Source organism: Kitasatospora sp. NPDC004723, assembly GCF_040609255.1.
Taxonomy (GTDB): domain Bacteria; phylum Actinomycetota; class Actinomycetes; order Streptomycetales; family Streptomycetaceae; genus Kitasatospora.
In genome coordinates this window covers 24,911-42,549 of the sequence record NZ_JBEXJT010000024.1, presented here as the reverse complement: position 1 = coordinate 42,549, position 17,639 = coordinate 24,911, and the positions used below count along the sequence as shown (strand labels likewise).

The 17,639-nt window shown below is 75.2% G+C and carries 17 protein-coding genes; 10 read left to right on the top strand and 7 right to left on the bottom strand.

Annotated features, from left to right (window positions below; genetic code table 11):
• Positions 1-137 precede the first annotated feature (137 nt).
• The 5 genes from ABZW10_RS22525 to ABZW10_RS22505 all read left to right on the top strand — a co-directional run bounded on the left by ABZW10_RS22525 (position 138) and on the right by ABZW10_RS22505 (position 5,667).
• Complete coding sequence (locus ABZW10_RS22525) at positions 138-1,673, top strand: DUF2079 domain-containing protein (protein ID WP_355368699.1); 1,536 nt, start codon at positions 138-140, stop codon at positions 1,671-1,673.
• A 106-nt stretch (positions 1,674-1,779) separates the two neighbouring features.
• Positions 1,780-2,220, top strand: a complete 441-nt coding sequence (locus ABZW10_RS22520; RefSeq protein ID WP_355368697.1) for a GntR family transcriptional regulator — start codon at positions 1,780-1,782, stop codon at positions 2,218-2,220.
• Positions 2,221-2,238: 18 nt separating this feature from the next.
• Entirely contained in the window at positions 2,239-3,168 is a 930-nt protein-coding gene (locus ABZW10_RS22515) for an ABC transporter ATP-binding protein (protein ID WP_355368695.1), read from the top strand.
• Entirely contained in the window at positions 3,165-4,205 is a 1,041-nt protein-coding gene (locus tag ABZW10_RS22510; RefSeq protein WP_355368693.1) for an ABC transporter permease subunit, read from the top strand. The genes ABZW10_RS22515 and ABZW10_RS22510 overlap by 4 nt, the downstream gene beginning before the upstream one ends.
• A gap of 139 nt (positions 4,206-4,344) precedes the next feature.
• Entirely contained in the window at positions 4,345-5,667 is a 1,323-nt protein-coding gene (locus tag ABZW10_RS22505) for an NAD(P)/FAD-dependent oxidoreductase (protein WP_355368691.1), read from the top strand.
• 36 nt (positions 5,668-5,703) lie between these two features.
• Here ABZW10_RS22505 and ABZW10_RS22500 read toward each other — a convergent pair whose 3' ends face one another.
• Both ABZW10_RS22500 and ABZW10_RS22495 read right to left on the bottom strand, forming a co-directional pair.
• Entirely contained in the window at positions 5,704-6,732 is a 1,029-nt protein-coding gene (locus ABZW10_RS22500; RefSeq protein WP_355368689.1) for a LacI family DNA-binding transcriptional regulator, read from the bottom strand.
• 182 nt (positions 6,733-6,914) lie between these two features.
• Entirely contained in the window at positions 6,915-7,778 is an 864-nt protein-coding gene (locus ABZW10_RS22495) for a MurR/RpiR family transcriptional regulator (RefSeq protein ID WP_355368687.1), read from the bottom strand.
• Between the two features lie 81 nt (positions 7,779-7,859).
• Between ABZW10_RS22495 and ABZW10_RS22490 the strand changes: the two genes are divergently transcribed.
• Positions 7,860-8,720: a DMT family transporter gene (locus tag ABZW10_RS22490; RefSeq protein ID WP_355368685.1), complete on the top strand. Its 861-nt coding sequence runs from the start codon at positions 7,860-7,862 to the stop codon at positions 8,718-8,720.
• Between the two features lie 79 nt (positions 8,721-8,799).
• Here the strand turns inward: ABZW10_RS22490 and ABZW10_RS22485 are convergent, their stop codons facing one another.
• Complete coding sequence (locus ABZW10_RS22485; protein ID WP_355368683.1) at positions 8,800-9,576, bottom strand: GNAT family N-acetyltransferase; 777 nt, start codon at positions 9,574-9,576, stop codon at positions 8,800-8,802.
• A 180-nt stretch (positions 9,577-9,756) separates the two neighbouring features.
• Between ABZW10_RS22485 and ABZW10_RS22480 the strand changes: the two genes are divergently transcribed.
• Together ABZW10_RS22480 and ABZW10_RS22475 are read left to right on the top strand one after the other, a co-directional pair.
• Positions 9,757-10,908, top strand: coding sequence for an epoxide hydrolase family protein (locus tag ABZW10_RS22480; RefSeq protein ID WP_355368681.1), 1,152 nt, complete (start codon positions 9,757-9,759; stop codon positions 10,906-10,908).
• Positions 10,909-10,948: 40 nt separating this feature from the next.
• A complete protein-coding gene (locus ABZW10_RS22475) occupies positions 10,949-11,398 on the top strand; it encodes a hypothetical protein (protein WP_355368679.1) in 450 nt (149 codons plus the stop codon).
• A gap of 39 nt (positions 11,399-11,437) precedes the next feature.
• Here the strand turns inward: ABZW10_RS22475 and ABZW10_RS22470 are convergent, their stop codons facing one another.
• The 3 genes from ABZW10_RS22470 to ABZW10_RS22460 all read right to left on the bottom strand — a co-directional run bounded on the left by ABZW10_RS22470 (position 11,438) and on the right by ABZW10_RS22460 (position 15,117).
• Positions 11,438-12,562 (bottom strand): exo-alpha-sialidase, encoded by a 1,125-nt coding sequence (locus ABZW10_RS22470; RefSeq protein WP_355368677.1) that lies wholly within the window; start codon positions 12,560-12,562, stop codon positions 11,438-11,440.
• Positions 12,563-12,738: 176 nt separating this feature from the next.
• Positions 12,739-14,202, bottom strand: coding sequence for an NAD(P)/FAD-dependent oxidoreductase (locus tag ABZW10_RS22465; RefSeq protein ID WP_355368675.1), 1,464 nt, complete (start codon positions 14,200-14,202; stop codon positions 12,739-12,741).
• A 171-nt stretch (positions 14,203-14,373) separates the two neighbouring features.
• A complete protein-coding gene (locus ABZW10_RS22460; RefSeq protein ID WP_355368673.1) occupies positions 14,374-15,117 on the bottom strand; it encodes an alpha/beta hydrolase in 744 nt (247 codons plus the stop codon).
• Positions 15,118-15,353: 236 nt separating this feature from the next.
• On the opposite strand from ABZW10_RS22460, the gene ABZW10_RS22455 reads away from it, so the two are divergent.
• Positions 15,354-16,310 carry a YafY family protein gene (locus ABZW10_RS22455; protein ID WP_355368671.1) on the top strand — a complete coding sequence of 319 codons (957 nt, stop codon included), beginning with the start codon at positions 15,354-15,356 and terminating at the stop codon, positions 16,308-16,310.
• Between the two features lie 93 nt (positions 16,311-16,403).
• Here ABZW10_RS22455 and ABZW10_RS22450 read toward each other — a convergent pair whose 3' ends face one another.
• Positions 16,404-16,796: a thioredoxin domain-containing protein gene (locus tag ABZW10_RS22450; protein WP_355368669.1), complete on the bottom strand. Its 393-nt coding sequence runs from the start codon at positions 16,794-16,796 to the stop codon at positions 16,404-16,406.
• Between the two features lie 180 nt (positions 16,797-16,976).
• Between ABZW10_RS22450 and ABZW10_RS22445 the strand changes: the two genes are divergently transcribed.
• Complete coding sequence (locus ABZW10_RS22445; protein ID WP_355368667.1) at positions 16,977-17,588, top strand: hypothetical protein; 612 nt, start codon at positions 16,977-16,979, stop codon at positions 17,586-17,588.
• Positions 17,589-17,639 lie beyond the last annotated feature (51 nt).

The following is a 17,639-nucleotide window of genomic DNA, read 5'->3' as shown; positions in this document are numbered from 1 at the left end:
GGAGTTAACCCCCCTGTCCGGGGTGGGCCACCCCCCTGGCGCGGCCCGCCCGGGGTTGACGTCCGCGCCGGGGTTCCACCACCCTTCCACTAATCAAATAGTGAAAGGGTGGTTCGTTCATGTGGGTGCTCCGCAGGGTGCTCCGCCGCCTCCGGCGGCCCTGGGTCCTGTCCTGGGGGCTGGCCGCGCTGTTCGCGGCGCTCTACTCCTGCGTCGCCGTCAACCGGCACCGGCGCGTCCTGACCCAGGCCTACGACCTGGGGATCTTCGAACAGGCGGTGCGCGCCTACGCGGACGGCCGGGCGCCGATCGTGCTGCTCAAGGGCCCCGGCTACCACCTGCTCGGGGACCACTTCCACCCGGTGCTGGTCACCCTCGCCCCGCTCTACCGGGTGTTCCCCGGCGCCGTGACGCTGCTGCTCGCCCAGGCGGTGCTGATGGCACTGGCCGTGGTGCCGCTGAGCCGGTGGGCCCACGAGGTCGGCGGCCCGCGCCTCGCGGGCACCGTCGGCTGCCTGATCGGGCTGTCCTGGGGGATCGTCGAGGCAGTCGCCGACGACTTCCACGAGATCGCGTTCGCCGTGCCGCTGCTGGCCTGCGCGGCCACCGCGCTCGGGCGGGGGCGGTCGGCCGCGGCGGTGCTCTGGGCGCTGCCGCTGGTGCTGGTGAAGGAGGACCTCGGGCTGACGGTGGCCGCCGTCGGGGTGCTGGTCTTCCGGCGGGCCGCGCGGGGCAGCGGGATCCGGGCGCTGGGCTTCGGGACGGCGCTCTTCGGGCTGGCGGCGACGGCGCTGACCATGCTGGTGGTGCTGCCGTCGTTCAACCCCGGCGGCGACTTCGCCTACTGGGGGCAGCTGGGAGCCGGGAAGGCCGTCGGAGCGCCGTGGGAGCTGGCGGGCCGGCTGTTCTGGCCGCCGCTGAAGTGGCTGCTGCTCGGGCTGGCCGCCGCGACCGCCGGGTTCCTCGGGCTGCGGTCGCCGCTGGCGCTGCTCTGCGTGCCGACCGTGGGGTGGCGGCTGATCGCCGACAACCCGCACTACTGGGGCGTGGGTTACCACTACAGCGCGGTGTTGATGCCACTGCTGATCGCTGCCCTCGTGGATGCCCTGGACCGGACCGGCGCCTTCGCCCGCCGGCCCGACGCCTCCGGTCCCGCCCCCTTGGACGCCGCCGCCGTTCCCGCCGCGCCGGACGCCGCCGCCGTTCCCGCCGCGCCGGACGCCGCCGCCGTTCCCGCCGCGCCGGACGCCGCCGCCGTTCGCCCGGCCCGGCGGGCGCTGGTGGTCGCCGGGCTGGTCGCCGCCGTGACGCTCCCGGTCTACCCGCTGCACGAGCTCGCCGCCCCCGGGGCCTGGGCCACCTCGCCCCGCCTCGCGGCGACCAAGGCGCTGCTCGCCCGGATACCCGACGGGGCCACCGTCGCCGCGTCCAACCGCCTCGCCGCGCAACTGGCCGGGCGCACCACGGTCGGCCTGGTCTGCCGCGAGCCGGTGCCGTCGCCGGCCGACGACCTGTCGGACGGCCCGCAGTGGGTGGCCGTCGACCTGGCCGACCCGAGCGTGCACGCCCCCTGCGCGATCGAGGACACCCGCCGGATGCTCGGCCGGTACGAATCGTTCGGCTACCGGCCGGTCGTGGCCGACGGCGATCTGCGGCTGCTGCGCCGCCCGTAGCCGGCCAGGGCGGCTCGGAAGGTCCGGGGACCCCCGCTTCGACTTGACCACGACCTTGCGGCTTGGCACGATTCCACTAATAAACTAGTGAAAGGGTGATGCGGGTGTGATCGAATACCGCATCGAGCGGCGTAGCGGCGTCTCCACCTACCAGCAGATCGTGCAGCAGACCAAGCAGGCGCTGCGGCTCGGTGTGCTCCAGCCCGGGGACAAGCTGCCGACCGCGCGGGAGGTGGTCGAGCAGACCGCGATCAACCCGAACACCGTACTGAAGGCCTACCGCGAGCTGGAGCGCGAGGGGCTGGTCGAGCCCCGGCCGGGGCTCGGCACCTTCGTCCGCCGGTCGCTCGCCCGGCCCGGGGCGGCCGCCGACGGGCCGCTGCGGGCCGGGCTGGTGGGGTGGGTCGACGAGGCCCGCGCGGCCGGACTCGACCGCGAGGACATCGCCGCGCTGATGGCCTCCGTACTGGAGCAGCGCTTCGAGACGGGCGTCCCGGCGGCGCCGCACGGGTCGACCGGGCCGGAGGGTCCGGCCGCAACGGACTAGGGAGGGCGGGGGGACCGCATGGCGGACACGACATCCGTACCGGGGGCCGCGATACCGGCCGAGGACCGGCCGGCCGTCGAGGCGGTGGGGCTGGGCAAGCGGTACCGGCGCGACCTGTGGGCGTTGCACGACTGCACCTTCACCGTCCCGGCCGGCCGGATCTGCGGCGTGGTCGGGGCGAACGGGGCGGGCAAGAGCACCCTGCTGACCCTGGCGGCCCGGCTGATCGAGCCGACCGAGGGTGAACTGCGGGTTTTCGGCGAGGCGTTGAGCACCCCGGAGTCGCGAGCCCGGGTCGCCTACGTCACCCAGGAGAAGCCGCTCTACCCCTCCTTCACGGTGGCGGAGACCCTGCGCGTCGGGCGCGAACTCAACCCCGGGTGGGACGAGGAGACCGCTCAACGGGTCATCGACATGGGGGAGCTGCCGGGCCGCGCGCGCATCGGTGCGCTCTCCGGCGGCCAGCGCACCCGGGTCGCGCTCGCGCTCGCCCTCGGCAAGCGCGCCGAACTGCTGCTGCTCGACGAGCCGATGTCCGACCTCGATCCGCTCGCCCGCCACGAGCTGATGGGCGTGCTGATGGCCGAGGCCGCCGAACGCGGCACCACCATCCTCGTCTCCTCGCACATCCTGCCCGAACTCGACGGCGTCATCGACCACTTGCTGCTGGTCCAGGCGGGCCGGATCCGGCTGGCCGGCGACCTGGAGGAGATCCTGGACGGCCACCAGCTGCTCACCGGCGTCGCCGACGGGGCCGAACTGCCCGCCGGGACCGCGGTGGAACGGCGGGTCCGGGGCCGCCAGGTCACCGCGCTGCTGCACACCGGTGAACCGGTCGACGGGCCGTGGGAGTCGACCCGGCCGAGCCTGGAGGAACTGCTGCTGGCCTACCTCCGCACCCCGCTCCCCACTGCCGTCACCGCCCCCGATCGCGAGGCCGTCGCATGAGCACCAGCGCCCTGACCGGCCCGTCCGCCGAAGTCCGCCCCGCGCACGGTCCCGGCCGCGGTCCCTCCCGGGGCACCTCCCGCGGACCGGGCGGCGTGCTCTGGCTGGCCTGGCGACAGAGCAGGGTGGCGGTGCGGACGATGGTCATCCCGGCGCTCCTCGCCGCGCTCGTCCTGATCACCATGCACGTCCTGATCCAGGACCGGGTCGAGACCATGCGCCGGATCGGCTGCCTCGAAACGGGGGTGTGGGACCTCACGTGTCAGGTGCAGAGCGGGCGGATCGGGATGCTGAGCTGGATGTTCATGAACATCGTGCAGCCCGCCGTCACCGCCGTCCCGGTCCTGCTCGGCATGTTCCTGGGCGGGCCCCTGCTCGCCCAGGAGTACGAGAGCGGCACCCTGCGGGTGGTGCTGGCGCAGTCCGTCGCCCCGCACCGCTGGCTGGCGGCCCGGCTCGCCGTCCCGGGCGCCGTCGTGCTGCTGCTGTCCGCCGTGCTGTCGGCGCTCACCAGCTGGGTGTGGCGGTCGGACATGGTGAGGGGGACGTGGAGCTTCGACCCGCCGTTCCAGGGGTTCACCTATCCCGTGCTCGGCACGGTCCCGGTCGCCTGGGCGCTGTTCGGCACGGCGCTGGGGGTGCTGGTCGGCCAACTGGTGCGGCGCACCGTCATCGCGGTGCTGGTGAGCGGTGCGGCGGTGGTGCTCGCCCACGCGGTGATGCTCGCGGTACGGCCGTTCTTCTGGCCTCTGGTCGAGGAGGAGCAGGGGTACAACAACCGGCTGGGCGGCTTCGCCCAGCCCACCAACGCCTGGCTGGTGGAGCACGGGGTGGTGCTCGCGGACGGCACCAGGCTGACGAACGCCGAATGCGCGATCTCGTCCGACGTCTGTGCGGCCGCGCCGACCTCCTGGGGGCAGTACCACCCGGTGTCGCACTTCGTCCCGATACAGCTCGTCGAGACCGGTCTGCTGCTGGTCCTCACCGCCCTCGTGGTGACCACCGTGTTCCGCCGGCTCACCCGGGCCGGGGTCTGACCGGACCGGCGGCCGCGCGCCGTCCGATTCCGGTCTACTGCCCACGTGCCCGGCCGACCAGACTGGGACGGCGTCACGACCGGACGTGTCGTCCGCCGTGACGGAAGCCCCCGAAGGCGTGGAAGGAGCACGGCGCAGCATGACCGAAGCGACGACCGACCCCACGGACAGCACGCAGGACGGCGGGCCGGACGGAACGGCGGGCAGCCCGCGGATCGCCGTCATCGGCGCCGGGCCCGCCGGCCTCACCCTCGCCCGGATCCTGCGGGTCCACGGCATCGCCGCCACCGTGTACGAGCGCGAGCCCGCCCGGGACGTCCGGGGCCAGGGCGGCACCCTCGACCTGCACGGCGACACCGGCCAACGGGCCCTGCGGGAGGCGCGGTTGACCGAGGAGTTCCGGGCGAAGGCCCGGCCGGAGGGCGAGGACTTCCGGGTCGTCGACAAGCACGGCACCGCGCACCTCGCCTTCGAGAGCCGCCCCGCCCCGGGCGCGGACGTCGCGGACACCGCGGCTGTCACGGGCGGCGGCCGGCCCGGGCGCCCCGAGATCGACCGCGGCGACCTGCGCGACCTCCTCCTCGACTCGCTCGACCCGGCCGCCGTCCGCTGGGGCCACCGCCTCGAACGCGCCGAGCCGCTCGGCGCGGGCCGGCACCGGCTGCACTTCGCCGACGGCGCGGTGGAGACCTGCGACCTGCTCGTCGGCGCGGAGGGCGCCCACTCGCGGGTCCGCCCGCTGCTCACCTCCGCCGAACCCCACTACACCGGCGTCAGCCTGGTCGAACTCGGCATCCCCGACGCCGACCGCACCGCCCCGGGGACGGCCGCCGCGGTCGGCCACGGCAGCCTGTTCGCCTTCCACGACAACAAGGGCCTGGTCCTCCAGCGCAACAGCGACGGCCGGATCCGGATCTACGCGTTCTTCCGGTGTCCCGAGGACTGGCTGACGGCGGCCGGCCTCACCGCGCACGACCCGGACCGCACCCGGGCCGCCGTCGCCCGCCACTTCGCCGACTGGGCGCCGGAGTTCCGTGCCGCGCTGGACGCCTGCGACGACACCCTGCGCACCCAGCGGCTGGAGAAGCTGCCGGTCGGCCTGACCTGGCCGCGCCGCCCGGGCGTCACCCTGGTCGGGGACGCGGCGCACCTGATGTCGCCGTTCGCGGGCCAGGGCGTCAACCTCGCGATGTGGGACGCGGCCGAACTCGCCCTTGCGGTGGCCCCGGTGCTCGGGCGGCTCGCCGCGGAGGGCGCCGATGCCGTGGACGCGGCCGACGCCCTCGAGGCAGCCGTCGCCGGCTACGAGAAGGCGATGTTCGAGCGGGGCGCGTTCTGGGCCGGGATCTCCGCGTTCCACCACGACCGGGTGCTCGCTCCCGACGGCCACGAGAACCTGCACCTCATGGCGGGCCCGCCGCAGGGCGGCCGAGCGGACGGCGGCCGACCGGACCGCGGATGACCGTCCGAACCGCCGCCGGGCGCTGCCGGCGGCGGTTCAGGCCCCGGTGCAGCCACAGGAGCGGCGAACCACCATCCGGGCCGGGAACATTCGGGCCCCGGGGGCCGGCGGCGTCGCGCCGTCCGCGCCCGCACTCAGCACCAGGTCGACGGCGGCGCGTGCCATCTCCGCCTGGGCGGTGGCCACGCTGGTCAGCGGCGGTCCGGCGATCACCGCCTCGGCGATGTCGTCGAAGCCCGCCACCGCGAGGTCCTCCGGCACCCGGATGCCCAGGTCGTCGGCGGCCCGCAGCAGGCCGATCGCCTGGTCGTCGGTCGCGCAGAACACGGCGGCCGGCCGGTCGGCGCGCGCCAGCAGCGCGAGCGCCTCCCGGTGAGCCCGCACGCGGTCGAACGGCGCCGCTGTCAGCCGGCCCTCGGCGGACAGCCCGGCCTCGGCGAGCGCGGCGGCCCAGCCCGCGGTGCGGAAGGTCACCGGGTCGGTCGGGCTGAGAGCGAAGGTGCCGCCGAAGCAGTGCACTTCGGCGTGTCCGTGGCCGAGCAGGTGGCGCACGACGTCCCGGGCGCCGCCCTCGTCGTCCGCGACCACCGCGATCCCGCGTTCGGTCTCGGCGCGGTGGTGCAGCAGCACGACCGGCGTCCCCTCGGTGGCGTCCACGCCGGTGACACCGGGGGCGGAGGGGTCCTGGGTCACCAGGATCAGGCCGTCCACCTGCATGCCGAGGAACGCGCGGATGTAGTGGGCCTCGCGCTCGTCCGCGTAGTCGGAGTTGCCGATCAGCAGCAGCCGCCCGCGCTCGGCGGCCGCGCGCTCCACGGTGTGCGCGAGTTCGGCGAAGAAGGGCTGGCGGGCGTCCGGCACGACCATGCCGATGAGGTCGGTGCGCCGCCTGGCCATCGCCTGCGCGACCCGGTTCGGCCGGTACCCCAGCTCCTCGACGACGGCGAGCACCCGGGCCCGCGTCGCGGCCGCCACCGGGCGCGGCCCATCGTTGATCACATAACTCACGACCGCAGTCGACGTTCCCGCCGCCCTCGCCACGTCGTCCCGCGTCACCCTTGCCATGACCGCGAGCCTACACACCGCCACCGACCGTCCTCACGGCCATTTCACCGGATGGACGGGTGGCGCGGCGCCGGTGCGGTGGCGGTGCGGCGCCGGTGCGATGGCCGCACAGTGGCCGCACGGTGGGGTGTCGCGGCGGAAGGGAAGGGTGCTTCCGGCCTTCCGGCCACGTTGACGCTCCGTCAGTACGCGTGGTCGGCCGTCACGTCCGCGGACAACCGCAGGGCGCGTTCGGCCGGTTCGCCGCGCAGGGCGAGCAGGGTCTGGGTGAGGGCGTCCACCACCGTCAGGTGGGCGATCCGGCTGGCGGTGGTCTCCAGGCCGAAGACGAGGTCCTGGCCGCCGGCGACCAGGGTGTGGGTGGCGGCGTCGGCGAGCGGGGAGCGGGCGTAGCTGGTGAGGGCGATCACGGTGGCGCCGTTGTCCCGGGCGAGGCGGACCGCGTCGACCACGGTGCGGGTGGCGCCGGTGTGGCTGACGGCCAGGCAGGCGGCGGTGGGCGGCAGTTGGGCGGCGGCCAGCTGGGCGGTGATCGGGTCGGCGGGGGAGTCGGTGCGCAGGCCCAGCGCGCTCAGCCGGTACGCGGCGTCCACGACCACCGCGCCGGACAGGCCCGCGCCGAGGACCAGCACGTGGTCGGCGGTGTTCAGCGCCTCGGCCGCGGCCCGCAGCCGGTCGGGGGTGAGCGTGGTGGCGATCCCGTCGAGCGCCTCGCGGGCGGCGCGCACGGTTTCGGCGAGCGCCCGGGCGGCCGGGTCCCGGGTGTCGGCGGGGTCGGGCCCGGGGGCCGGGGCCTGCCGGACGGCGGCGATCTTCAGCTCCTGGTAGCCCCGGAAGCCGAGCCGCTGGCAGGCGCGGACCACCGAGGAGGGCGCCGTCCCGGCCAGTTCGGCGACGTCGCTCACGCTGAGGCCGACCAGGTCGGCGCCCCGGGCCAGGACCACCTGGGCGACCCGCGCCTCGCTGCCGCGCAGGTCGCCGAGCCGGGCGCGGATGTGCGCGGCCAGCTGGGACTCCAGCGGGGAAAAATCGGAATGCTCTTCCATGGATGGAGTGTATCGTGGAATCCGATTCCGAGGGTGGCGATCCGCCGGTCCCTCGGCCGCCCATCGGAGGGGAGTCCCGTCATGCCTGCCGCCGTCCCCGCCGCCGTCCCCGTGGCCGTCCTGACCGCCGCCGTGCTGCACGCGGTCTGGAACGGGCTGGCGCACCGGATCCAGGACAAGCTGGTCGGCTTCGCGCTGATCAACCTCGCGTACACCGCCTGCGCGCTGGTCCTGGTGGTGCTCAATCCGCTCCCGGCGGCCGCGGCCTGGCCGTACCTGATCACCTCGGTGGTGCTCCAGGTGGTCTCCCAGCTGCTCCTGCTGCGCGCCTACCAGCTGGGGGACTTCGGGCAGATGTACCCGATCGCCCGCGGTTCGGCGCCCCTGCTGGTGGCGGTGCTGTCGGTCACCCTCCTCGGCGACCGGCTCGGCACCGGGGAACTGCTCGGCGTGGCCGTGATCTCCTGCGGACTGGCCGGACTGGCCTTCGCCCGCGGGATACCGGGCCGGGCCCAGCTGCCCGCGCTCATGGCGGCGGCCGGCACCGGGGTGATGATCGCCGCGTACACCGTGGCGGACGGCGGCGGCGTGCGGCACGCGGGCACGGTCGGCGGTTACGTCGCCTGGCTGTTCCTGCTCCAGGGGCCGGTGCTGGCGCTGATCGCCTGGGCGCGCCGGGGCCGGGGCCTGCTGGCCGGGGCCGGTCCGGCGGTCCCGTTGGGGCTGGTCGGCGGGGTGCTGTCGCTGACCGCCTACGGGCTGGTGGTCTGGGCGCAGTCCCGGGGGAACCTCGCGACGATCGCCGCGCTGCGCGAGACCAGCATCGTGATCGCCGCGCTGATCGCCACCGTGGTCTTCCGCGAACGCCTCGGGCGGCTGCGGATGGCGGCGAGCGCGACCGTCCTGGCCGGGATAGCCGTCCTGGAGCTGGCCCACCCCTGAGGGCCGGCTCCAGGACGGCGGCGGCCGACACCGCGTGGCTCGGGCCGGGCTGCGGGCCCCGGGCCTCGGGCCGCAGGATTCAGGGGACGATGACCGTCAGCGAGCTGCGGGTCACCGTGAAACCCATCTCCTCGTAGAGCCGCCGGGCCCGGTTGCCCTCGGTCACCGCCAGCCCGATCTCGGTCCGGCCCTCGGCGACGAGGTCCGCGAGGACACGCCGCAGCAGGTCGCGGCCGAGGCCGGGGTAGCCGAGCGCCGGATCGCGGAACACATGGGCGATCCAGGGCAGCCCGTCCCAGTCGGTCAGGACGGCTCCGGCCACCACCCGGTCGGCCTCGTCCACGACCAGGGCGCTGACGGGCAGCAGCGACCCTATGATCTCGCCGGCGAGCAGTTCGGCGAGCCGCTGCACCGCGGGCTGGTCGCTGTCCGCCTCCGCCGGGCGGTGGTCGGGGTGGCCGGGGCCGAAGGCGGCCAGTGAGGCCGCGACCAGCGCCTCGGCCGGGCGGTCGCACGGCACGCTCCGGAACCCGTCCCGCAGCGGTGTCCGGGCCCAGGCCTCCCAGCCCTCGGCGGGCGGGGTGCCGGTGAGCCCGCGGTGCATGGTGTGGCCGTGGCGCAGCACCGAGGCGCCCTGCCGCACCAGCTCCTGACCGAGCTCGACCGGTCCGGAGACCACCCAGCCCGCCATCTCCGCCCGCACGTACCCGACCTGGGCGGCCAGGTCGCCGCGCGGGTCGACCACCTCCAGCTGGTCGGCCCAGGGGCGCCCCTCCCGCTCCCCGAGCCCGTACCGCACCAGGACGACGCCGTCCGCCCCGTAGCCGTACTGCCAGTCGGTCTCCGTCTCCGCCACGCCGCTCGTCCGATCCTCGCCCGTCGGCACGCCCCTCGGTGTGCCTCTTCACCTGTCATGCTCGGTGAACGATCCGTTCCGATCAACCGGTTTGGCCGCACAGGACCGAGCAGGACGGAGCAGGACCGACCAGGACCATGTAGGACGCCGGCTGACCTAGTCGCCGCCTACCGTCGCCGCATGATCAACGACGAGGAAGCCGTCCTCCCCTTCCGGCTCGCCGTTCCGCAGGGCGAACTGGACGAGCTGCGCCTGCGGATCGCCCGCACCCGCTGGCCGGACGAACTGCCGGGGGCCGGCTGGTCCTACGGGGTCGCCGCACCGTACCTGCGCGAGCTGGCCGGGTACTGGGCGGACGGCTACGACTGGCGCGCGCACGAGGCGGCACTCAACGCCTTCCCCCAGTTCACCACCACGATCGACGGGCAGAACGTGCACTTCCTGCACGTCCGCTCGCCCGAGCCGGACGCCGTCCCGCTGATCCTCACCCACGGCTGGCCCAGCACCGTCCACGACTTCGCCCCCGTCCTCGGCCCGCTCACCGACCCCCGGGCGCACGGCGGCGATCCGGCCGACGCCTTCCACGTCGTCGCGCCCTCGCTGCCCGGCTTCGCCCACTCCGGGCCGACCACCGCACCGGGCTGGGGCACCCGTCGGACCGCCGCCGCCTGGGCCGAACTGATGCGCCGGCTCGGCTACCGCCGGTTCGGCGCGCAGGGCGGCGACTTCGGCGCCATCGTCTCGCCCGAACTCGGCCGGGTGGCGCCCGAGGAGGTGATCGGCGTCCACCTCAACGCGCCGCCGAGCGCCTCGGCCCCGCTCTCCGCCGCCGAGTCCGCCCTGCTCTCCGCCGACGAGCGGGCCAAGGCCGAGGCCAACGCCCGGTGGTGGCAGGCGCACTCCGGCTACGCGACGCAGATGTCCACCCGGCCGCAGACGGTGGCCTACGCGCTCAACGACTCGCCGGTCGGCCAACTCGCCTGGAACCTCGAATTCTTCGTCGACCACGACCCGGAGGCGACCGGCCAGACCCTGCCCTCGTGGGACGCCGTGCTGACCGACGTCACCGCCTTCTGGCTGACCGGTACCGCCGGCTCGGCCGCCCGCCTCTACCGCGAGATCGCGGCCGACGGCTGGGGCCGCCCGGCGCCCTCGGGCGTGCCCACCGGGGTGGCGCTGTTCCACGGTGACCGGGCGATCCGCACCCTGGCCGAGCTGTCCAACCGGGTGACCCGCTGGACCGTCCACGACACCGGCGGCCACTTCGCCTCGCTCCAGGCACCGGAGGCCCTGGTGGCGGATGTCCGGGCGTTCTTCCGCACCCTGCGCTGAGCCGGCCCGGGGTGTCGGTGGCGGCGCCTACCGTTCCGGTATGAGCGTCCCCGAGGTCATCCCGATCGTCCACGAGCCCGGCTACCGCACCGACACCATCGGCCGCTTCCGGGGCGGCCAGTTCTTCGCCTCCGTCACCTACGCCGTCCCGGAGGGGGCGGTGAACCGCGAGGGCGGCGGCTGCTTCGCCGTACTGCACCGGTTCGACGACGCCGGGCGCCACCTGGACTCCCGGATCGAGGCGGTGCCCGGCGAGGTCCCCGGTGTCGCCAACGCCGCCGCCGAGCTGCTGGGGGAGTGGCTGGCGGCCCTGCCGGAGCGGGAGTTCGGGGACATCGCGGTCGCGCCCTTCGCGCTGCACGTCGACGGCTGCCTCTTCGGCCTGGTCGTCGAACGGCACGGCGAGGACGCGACGGAGGACGACTGGGCCGAGCTCTACCCCGACAACCTCGGCTTCCACGCCCCGTGGGACGGCGAGTACGACACCTGATCCCGACGGCCCGGTCCGCCCCCCGCCCCCGACGGCGCGTCAGTCCGCGATCACGGCTGCCCGGACGCAGAGCACGTCCGGCAGGTGGGAGACCAGCAACGCCCAGTGCTCGCCCTCGTCGTGGCTCGCGTAGACGTCACCGGTCCGGTTGCCGAAGTAGATGCCGGCCGGCTCGACGTCGTCGGTGCGCAGCGCGTCGCGCAGCACGATGCCGTAGTGGTCCTCGCCCGGCAGGCCCTCGGCGAGCGCCTGCCAGCTCTCCCCGGCGTCGTTGGTGCGGAAGACCCGGCAGCGGCGCCCGGGCGGGATCCGGTCGTCGGCGCCGCCGAGCGGGAACACGTACGCGGTGTCGGCGCGGCGCGGGTGGGCGGCGATCGCGAAGCCGAAGTCGGCGGGCAGCCCGTCGGCGATCGAGCGCCAGCTCGCGCCGCCGTCGTCGCTGCGGTAGACGCCGCCGTGGTTCTGCAGGTAGAGCCGGTCCGGGTTGACGGCGTCCCGGGCGATCTTGTGCACGCACTGGCCGAACTCGGGGTACTGGCTCTCCTCCGGCAGGAACTCGGCCCGCAGGCCGGAGTTGGACGGCTGCCAGCTGCCGCCGCCGTCCTTGCTGCGGTAGACGCCGCCGCTGGAGACGGCGATCAGCAGCCGCTGAGGGTCGCGCGGGTCGGTGAGGATCGTGTGCAGGCCCTGGCCGCCGTACCCGGCGCCCCACTCGCTGCGCTGCGGGTGCTCCCAGAGGGCTTCCACCAGCGCGAAGTTCTCGCCGCCGTCCTCGGAGCGGAACAGCGCGGCGGGCTCGGTGCCCGCGTAGACCACACCGGGGGCCTCGGGTCCGGCCGGCTGGAGCTGCCAGACCCGGGTGAGCGCGGCGCCGGTGTGCTCGGGGAAGCGGATCGCGGGTGTGGACGGCTCGAACCAGCTCGCGCCGAGGTCGTCCGAGCGCCAGACCGACGGCCCCCAGTGGCTGCTGTCGGCGCCCACCAACAGCCGGACACCGCCGTCCTGCCGGGGCCCGCCGTCCGCGCGGTCCCGGCGGTCGATCGCGACGGAGTAGATCGCGTTCATCCGGAAGTGCGGCCCGCTGAACTCCCAGTCCAACCGGTCGCGGCTGCGTCCGAGGAAGAGGCCCTTCTCGGTTCCGACGGCCAACAGCACTTCGCTCATTGCCACACACCACCTGCTCGGCGAAACGGCCCCGCCCGGACACCCTCCCCGGGCCAGTGTCCCGCCGTCGGACGTCCGCCACATCTCGCCGCGCCGGGTCGCGCCGGGCCGCCGGGCCGGTGCGGGTGAGCAGGGCGAGCAGGGCGGGGCCGGGGGCGGCCCCGCCCTGGCGGCGGTCAGCCCCGGCAGCCCTCCAGCAGCCGCAGCCAGACCTCGCTGATCGTCGGATAGGCGGGCACCGCGTGCCAGAGCCGGTCGATCGGCACCTCGCCGACCACCGCGACGGTCGCCGAGTGCAGCAGCTCGGAGACGCCCGGCCCGACGAACGACACGCCGACCAGCACCTCCCGGTCCAGGTCGAACACCGCCCGGGCCCGGCCCCGGTAGTCGTCGCCGTAGAGCGAGGCACCGGCGACCGCGCCGAGATCGTGGTCGATGGCCTTGACCCGAAGTCCGGCCCGCTCGGCGGCGTCCAGGGTCAGGCCGACGGCCGCGACCTCCGGGTGCGTGAAGACCACCTGGGGCGCACCCGCGCTGTCGGCGGACGCGGCGTGCGTGCCCCAGCGAGCGGTGTCCAGCGAACGCCCCTGGGCGCGCGCGACGATCGCCGCGCCGGTGATCCGCGCCTGGTACTTGCCCTGGTGGGTGAGCAGCGCCCGGTGGTTGACGTCCCCGGCCGCGTACAGCCAGCCACCGTCGACCCCGAGCACGGTGCAGCTGTCGTCCACGTCGAGCCAGCCGCCGGGGTGCAGGCCGACCTGCTCCAGGCCGATGTCCGCGGTGCGCGGGGCGCGCCCGGTGGCGTACAGCACCTCGTCCACGGTCAGCCGCTCGCCGTCGCCCAGCACCAGGGTGACCTCGGAGGGCCCGCCGTCCGCCGCCGGTCGCTCCAGCGCGGCGACCTCCGTCCCGAACCGGAGGTCCACCCCGGCCGCCCGCAGGCCCTCCGCCACCAGCTCGCCGGCGAACGGCTCCATCCGGGGCAGCAGTCCGCTCCCGCGGACCAGCAGCACCACCTCCGAGCCGAGCGCCCGCCAGGCGGTGGCCAGCTCCACGCCGACCACGCCGCCGCCGACCACCGCCAGCCGCCCGGGGACCGTCGGCGAGCCGGTCGCCTCCCGGTTGGTCCACGGGCGCGCGTCGGCCAGCCCGGGGACGCCCTGCGGCAGCACCGGCCGGCTGCCGGTGCAGACCGCCACCGCGTGCCGGGCCACCAGGACCCGTTCGCTGCCGTCCTCCGCCTCGACCGTCACCTGCCGCTCGCCGGCCAGCCGGCCGTGGCCGCGGACCAGGTCGATGCCGGTGTCGCGGAGCCACCGCACCTGGCCGTCGTCCTGCCAGTGCGAGGTGAACGCGTCACGCCGGGCGAGCACCGCGGCCGGGTCCAGGGCACCCTTGCCGACCGCCTCCCGGGAGCCGGCCACCGCGCGGGCGTCGGCCAGCGCGGCCACCGGGCGCAGTAGTGCCTTGCTCGGCATGCAGGCCCAGTAGGAGCACTCGCCGCCGACCAGTTCGCTCTCCACGATCACGGTGCGCAGCCCGGCGGCGGCCGTCCGGTCGGCGACGTTCTCGCCGGTCGGACCCGCGCCGATCACAATGACGTCGTACTCCTCGGGGGCGGTGGACTGGGGGGCGGTCATCCGTGTTCCTCCGTGCTCTCGCGGGTGTGCCGTGGTGCCGTGCCCATCCTGCGCCGCCCCGCCCGCGGTGCGCGGCCGAACACGCGGGCGAGGCGGCGGCCGGCATCACCGTACCGTCGCCCCGTCCGTCGTCCGCCGGGTGCCCGCCCGTTGCCCCGGCCGTGGCCCGCGCTACTCGGCCTGCGCCAACTCCGCCAGCACCGCCGCCGTTTCGGCCGGCCGGGAGAACATCGGCCAGTGCCCGGTCGGCAGCTCGCGCAGCTCCCACTCCGCCCCGCCGAGCGCCGCGAAGTACGGGTGCCCGGCGGCGATCATCTCCCGGACCTGCGCCAGCGGGATCGAGCAGGAGACCAGGGCCTTCGGCAGCTTGTCGGCACCGCCGGTCAGCCGCAACGGCTCGCGGAGCGTACGGCCCGGCTGGTCGGTCGCCAGCGCGCGGAACCGGGCGAGACCGGCCTCGTCCACCCCGGCCACGTCGGCGCCGCCCGAGGCCAGCACCTCCCAGGAGGGCAGCGGCACCCGCCAGCCGTCGACCAGTGAGGCCTCCAGCGCGGCGCGGTAGGCCGGGTCCCAGAGGTCGGCGATCGCGACGCCGCCGGCCATCGGGCCGGAGTCGACCCACACCACCCGGCGGATCCGCTCCGGTACCCGGTCGGCCGCGCCGCTCACGGCGAGGGTGCCGCCGCTGTGCGCGACCAGGACCACGTCCCGGAGGTCCTCGCGGACCAGCAGGTCGACCAGGTCGTCGACGTGGGCCGACACACCGGTCTCGGGCGAGGCCTCGTCGGCCCGTTCGGCGAGCCCGGGCAGGGTCACCGCGTGCACGGTGTGGCCGGCGGCGCGCAGCGGTTCGGCCACCGCGTCCCACGCCCAGCCGCCGAGCCAGAAACCGGGAACGAGTACGAAGGTGCTCATGGGGGGAGGGTCCTCTCCTGGAGTTTCGTGTCCTGGGTACCGGGCCGCGCGGTCGGGGACGGGGCGAACCGGGAACGGAGCGACCGGGAGCCACGCCCGGCTGCCCGTCGTCGACTCCGAGCCTAGAATCGCATCAGGACAGAACTCGACCGGATTAATCGGCTCGTCGACCGATCCATCGATGCGGTCGACCCTCTTCCGGGCGAACCCCAGCCGCCCCGAGGAGCACAGGACCCGTGGAACACCCGGTCAGCCGTGTCCTCGCCCTGCTCGAACTGCTCCAGGCCCGACCCGGCCTGACCGGCGCCGAACTCGCCGCGCGGCTGGAGGTCGACGTCCGCACCGTGCGCCGGTACGCGGCCCGGCTCGCCGAACTCGGCATCCCCGTCCGGGCCGAGCGGGGCCGCTACGGCGGCTACCGGCTGATGCCGGGGTACCGGCTGCCGCCGCTGATGCTCACCGGGGACGAGGCCGCCTCCGTCGTCCTCGGTCTGCTGGCCGGCCGGCGGTCCGGGCTGTCGGTGGGGGAGCAGGCCGGCGAGTCGGCGCTCGCCAAGATCCAGCGGGTGCTGCCGCCGCAGCTGCGCGAGCGGGTCGAGGCCGTCGAGCAGACCCTCGGCCTGACCGCCGCGCCCACCGCCGGCCCCAGCCCGGCCGCCGCCGCGCTCTTCGCGCTCGCCGAGGCGGCCCGCCGCCGGCGCCGCGTCCGGCTCGACTACCGGGACCGCGCGGGCGCGCCCAGCGAGCGCGAGTTCGACCCGTACGGGCTGGTCTTCCACTCGGGCCGCTGGTACACCACGGGTCTGGACCACCGCAGCGGCGAGCAGCGGACCTTCCGGCTGGACCGGATCCGTTCGGTCGACCAGCGGGAGACCGGCTTCGAACCGCCGGCCGGTGTCGACCCGGTGCAGCGGGTGCTGGAGTCGCTCGCCTCGGTGCCGTGGACGCACGAGGTCGAGGTGGTCCTCACGACCACCCTCGCCGAGGCCCGGCACCGCATCCCGCCCACCGCCGGCACGCTCACCGGGACCGAGGACGGGCGCGTCCTGTTCCACGCGCGGGCCGAGCGGCTCGACGGCATGGCCGTGATGCTGGCCGGCCTCGGCTGGCCCTTCACCGTGCGCCGCCCCGACGCCCTGCGGGACGAACTGCGTGCGCTCGCGGCCCGTCTCACCGCCTGGAGCGAGGACTGACCGCCGCGCCCGAACGCACGGCGGCGAGCCCCGCGGGTGGAGGAACCACCCCGGGGCTCGCCGTGACGGACGGGCCGGTCGAGCGGCCGGGCGTCACGCCTCCCGGGGGCCGCCGTCCTGCTCCGCCGCGACCTTCCGCTTGACCTCGGCCATGTCCAGCCCGCGGGCCTGGCCGATCAGGTCCTCGAACACCGGCTCGGGCAGCGCGCCCGCCTGGGAGAAGACGAGCACGCCCTCACGGATGATCGCCAGCGTGGGGATCGACTGGATGCCGAAGGCCGCCGCCAGCTCCTGCTGCGCCTCGGTGTCCACCTTGGCGAAGACCAGGTCGGGGTGGCGCTCGGCGGCCTTCTCGTAGACCGGCGCGAACTGGCGGCACGGGCCGCACCAGCCCGCCCAGAAGTCGATGAAGACGAAATCCTTGCCGTCCGGTCCGGGGACGATCTCGTCGAAGTTCTCCTTGGTCAGCTCGACCGTGCTGCTCATGTCGCGGTTCCTGCCCTTCCGGTGGTGGCGGTCAAGGCCATGTGCCCCCCACAACGGCTGCTGCCCGCGCGCTATTCCGGGGACCCGACCGGGTCGCCCGTTGAGCGGACGGCGGCTCCCGTCCGTACCGGAGGGTGTCCGGCACCGACGTGCACCCCCATCGACCGGGGAGCGGTCACCATGCGCACCACCCACCGCACCGACGGCTCGACCGATGATCACACCAGCGGACGGGGTCGGCGACTCGGCCGCCGTCAGGGACGGCTCGCCGTGCTCGCCGCGGGCGGGCTGGCCGCGGCCGCCCTGGTGGCGGGCTGCGGCTCGTCCGGCTCCAGCAGCAGCTCGGCGCCCGCCAGCCCGCCCGCCGCGTCCAGCGCCCCGGCCTCGCCGGGCACGACCGCGACCACCCTGAAGACCACCGACGACCCACACCTCGGCACCATCGTCACCGACAGCGCCGGCTTCACGCTCTACCGCTTCGACCACGACAGCGCCAACCCGCCCACCGCCACCTGCAACGGCAGCTGCGCGGCGCTGTGGCCGCCCGTCCCGGCCACCGGCACCACGGTGCCGGTCAGCGGCATCGACGCCAAGCTGGTCGGCACCGTCACCCGCGCCGACGGCAGCAAGCAGGTCACCCTGGCCGGCCGGCCGCTCTACCGCTACGCGCCCGACCAGAAGCCCGGTGACACCAAGGGGCAGGGCGTCGACGGCATCTGGTTCGCGGCGACCCCCACCGGCGACCGGGCCGGCATGAGCGGCAGTGGCGGCAGCGGCGGCTCCGGCTACTGAGCCGGCCGTCCGTGACGACGTCCGATGATGTCCGATGACGCCCGTTGGCGC

Bases quoted from the DNA above. Each gene is read 5' to 3' on its own strand.
- ABZW10_RS22515 (WP_355368695.1), top strand. From the start codon at position 2,239: ATGGCGGACACGACATCCGTACCGGGGGCCGCGATACCGGCCGAGGAC.
- ABZW10_RS22510 (WP_355368693.1), top strand. From the start codon at position 3,165: ATGAGCACCAGCGCCCTGACCGGCCCGTCCGCCGAAGTCCGCCCCGCG.
- ABZW10_RS22505 (WP_355368691.1), top strand. From the start codon at position 4,345: ATGACCGAAGCGACGACCGACCCCACGGACAGCACGCAGGACGGCGGG.
- ABZW10_RS22500 (WP_355368689.1), bottom strand. From the start codon at position 6,732: ATGGCAAGGGTGACGCGGGACGACGTGGCGAGGGCGGCGGGAACGTCG.
- ABZW10_RS22495 (WP_355368687.1), bottom strand. From the start codon at position 7,778: ATGGAAGAGCATTCCGATTTTTCCCCGCTGGAGTCCCAGCTGGCCGCG.
- ABZW10_RS22490 (WP_355368685.1), top strand. From the start codon at position 7,860: ATGCCTGCCGCCGTCCCCGCCGCCGTCCCCGTGGCCGTCCTGACCGCC.
- ABZW10_RS22480 (WP_355368681.1), top strand. From the start codon at position 9,757: ATGATCAACGACGAGGAAGCCGTCCTCCCCTTCCGGCTCGCCGTTCCG.
- ABZW10_RS22475 (WP_355368679.1), top strand. From the start codon at position 10,949: ATGAGCGTCCCCGAGGTCATCCCGATCGTCCACGAGCCCGGCTACCGC.
- ABZW10_RS22470 (WP_355368677.1), bottom strand. From the start codon at position 12,562: ATGAGCGAAGTGCTGTTGGCCGTCGGAACCGAGAAGGGCCTCTTCCTC.
- ABZW10_RS22465 (WP_355368675.1), bottom strand. From the start codon at position 14,202: ATGACCGCCCCCCAGTCCACCGCCCCCGAGGAGTACGACGTCATTGTG.
- ABZW10_RS22460 (WP_355368673.1), bottom strand. From the start codon at position 15,117: ATGAGCACCTTCGTACTCGTTCCCGGTTTCTGGCTCGGCGGCTGGGCG.
- ABZW10_RS22450 (WP_355368669.1), bottom strand. From the start codon at position 16,796: ATGAGCAGCACGGTCGAGCTGACCAAGGAGAACTTCGACGAGATCGTC.
- ABZW10_RS22445 (WP_355368667.1), top strand. From the start codon at position 16,977: ATGCGCACCACCCACCGCACCGACGGCTCGACCGATGATCACACCAGC.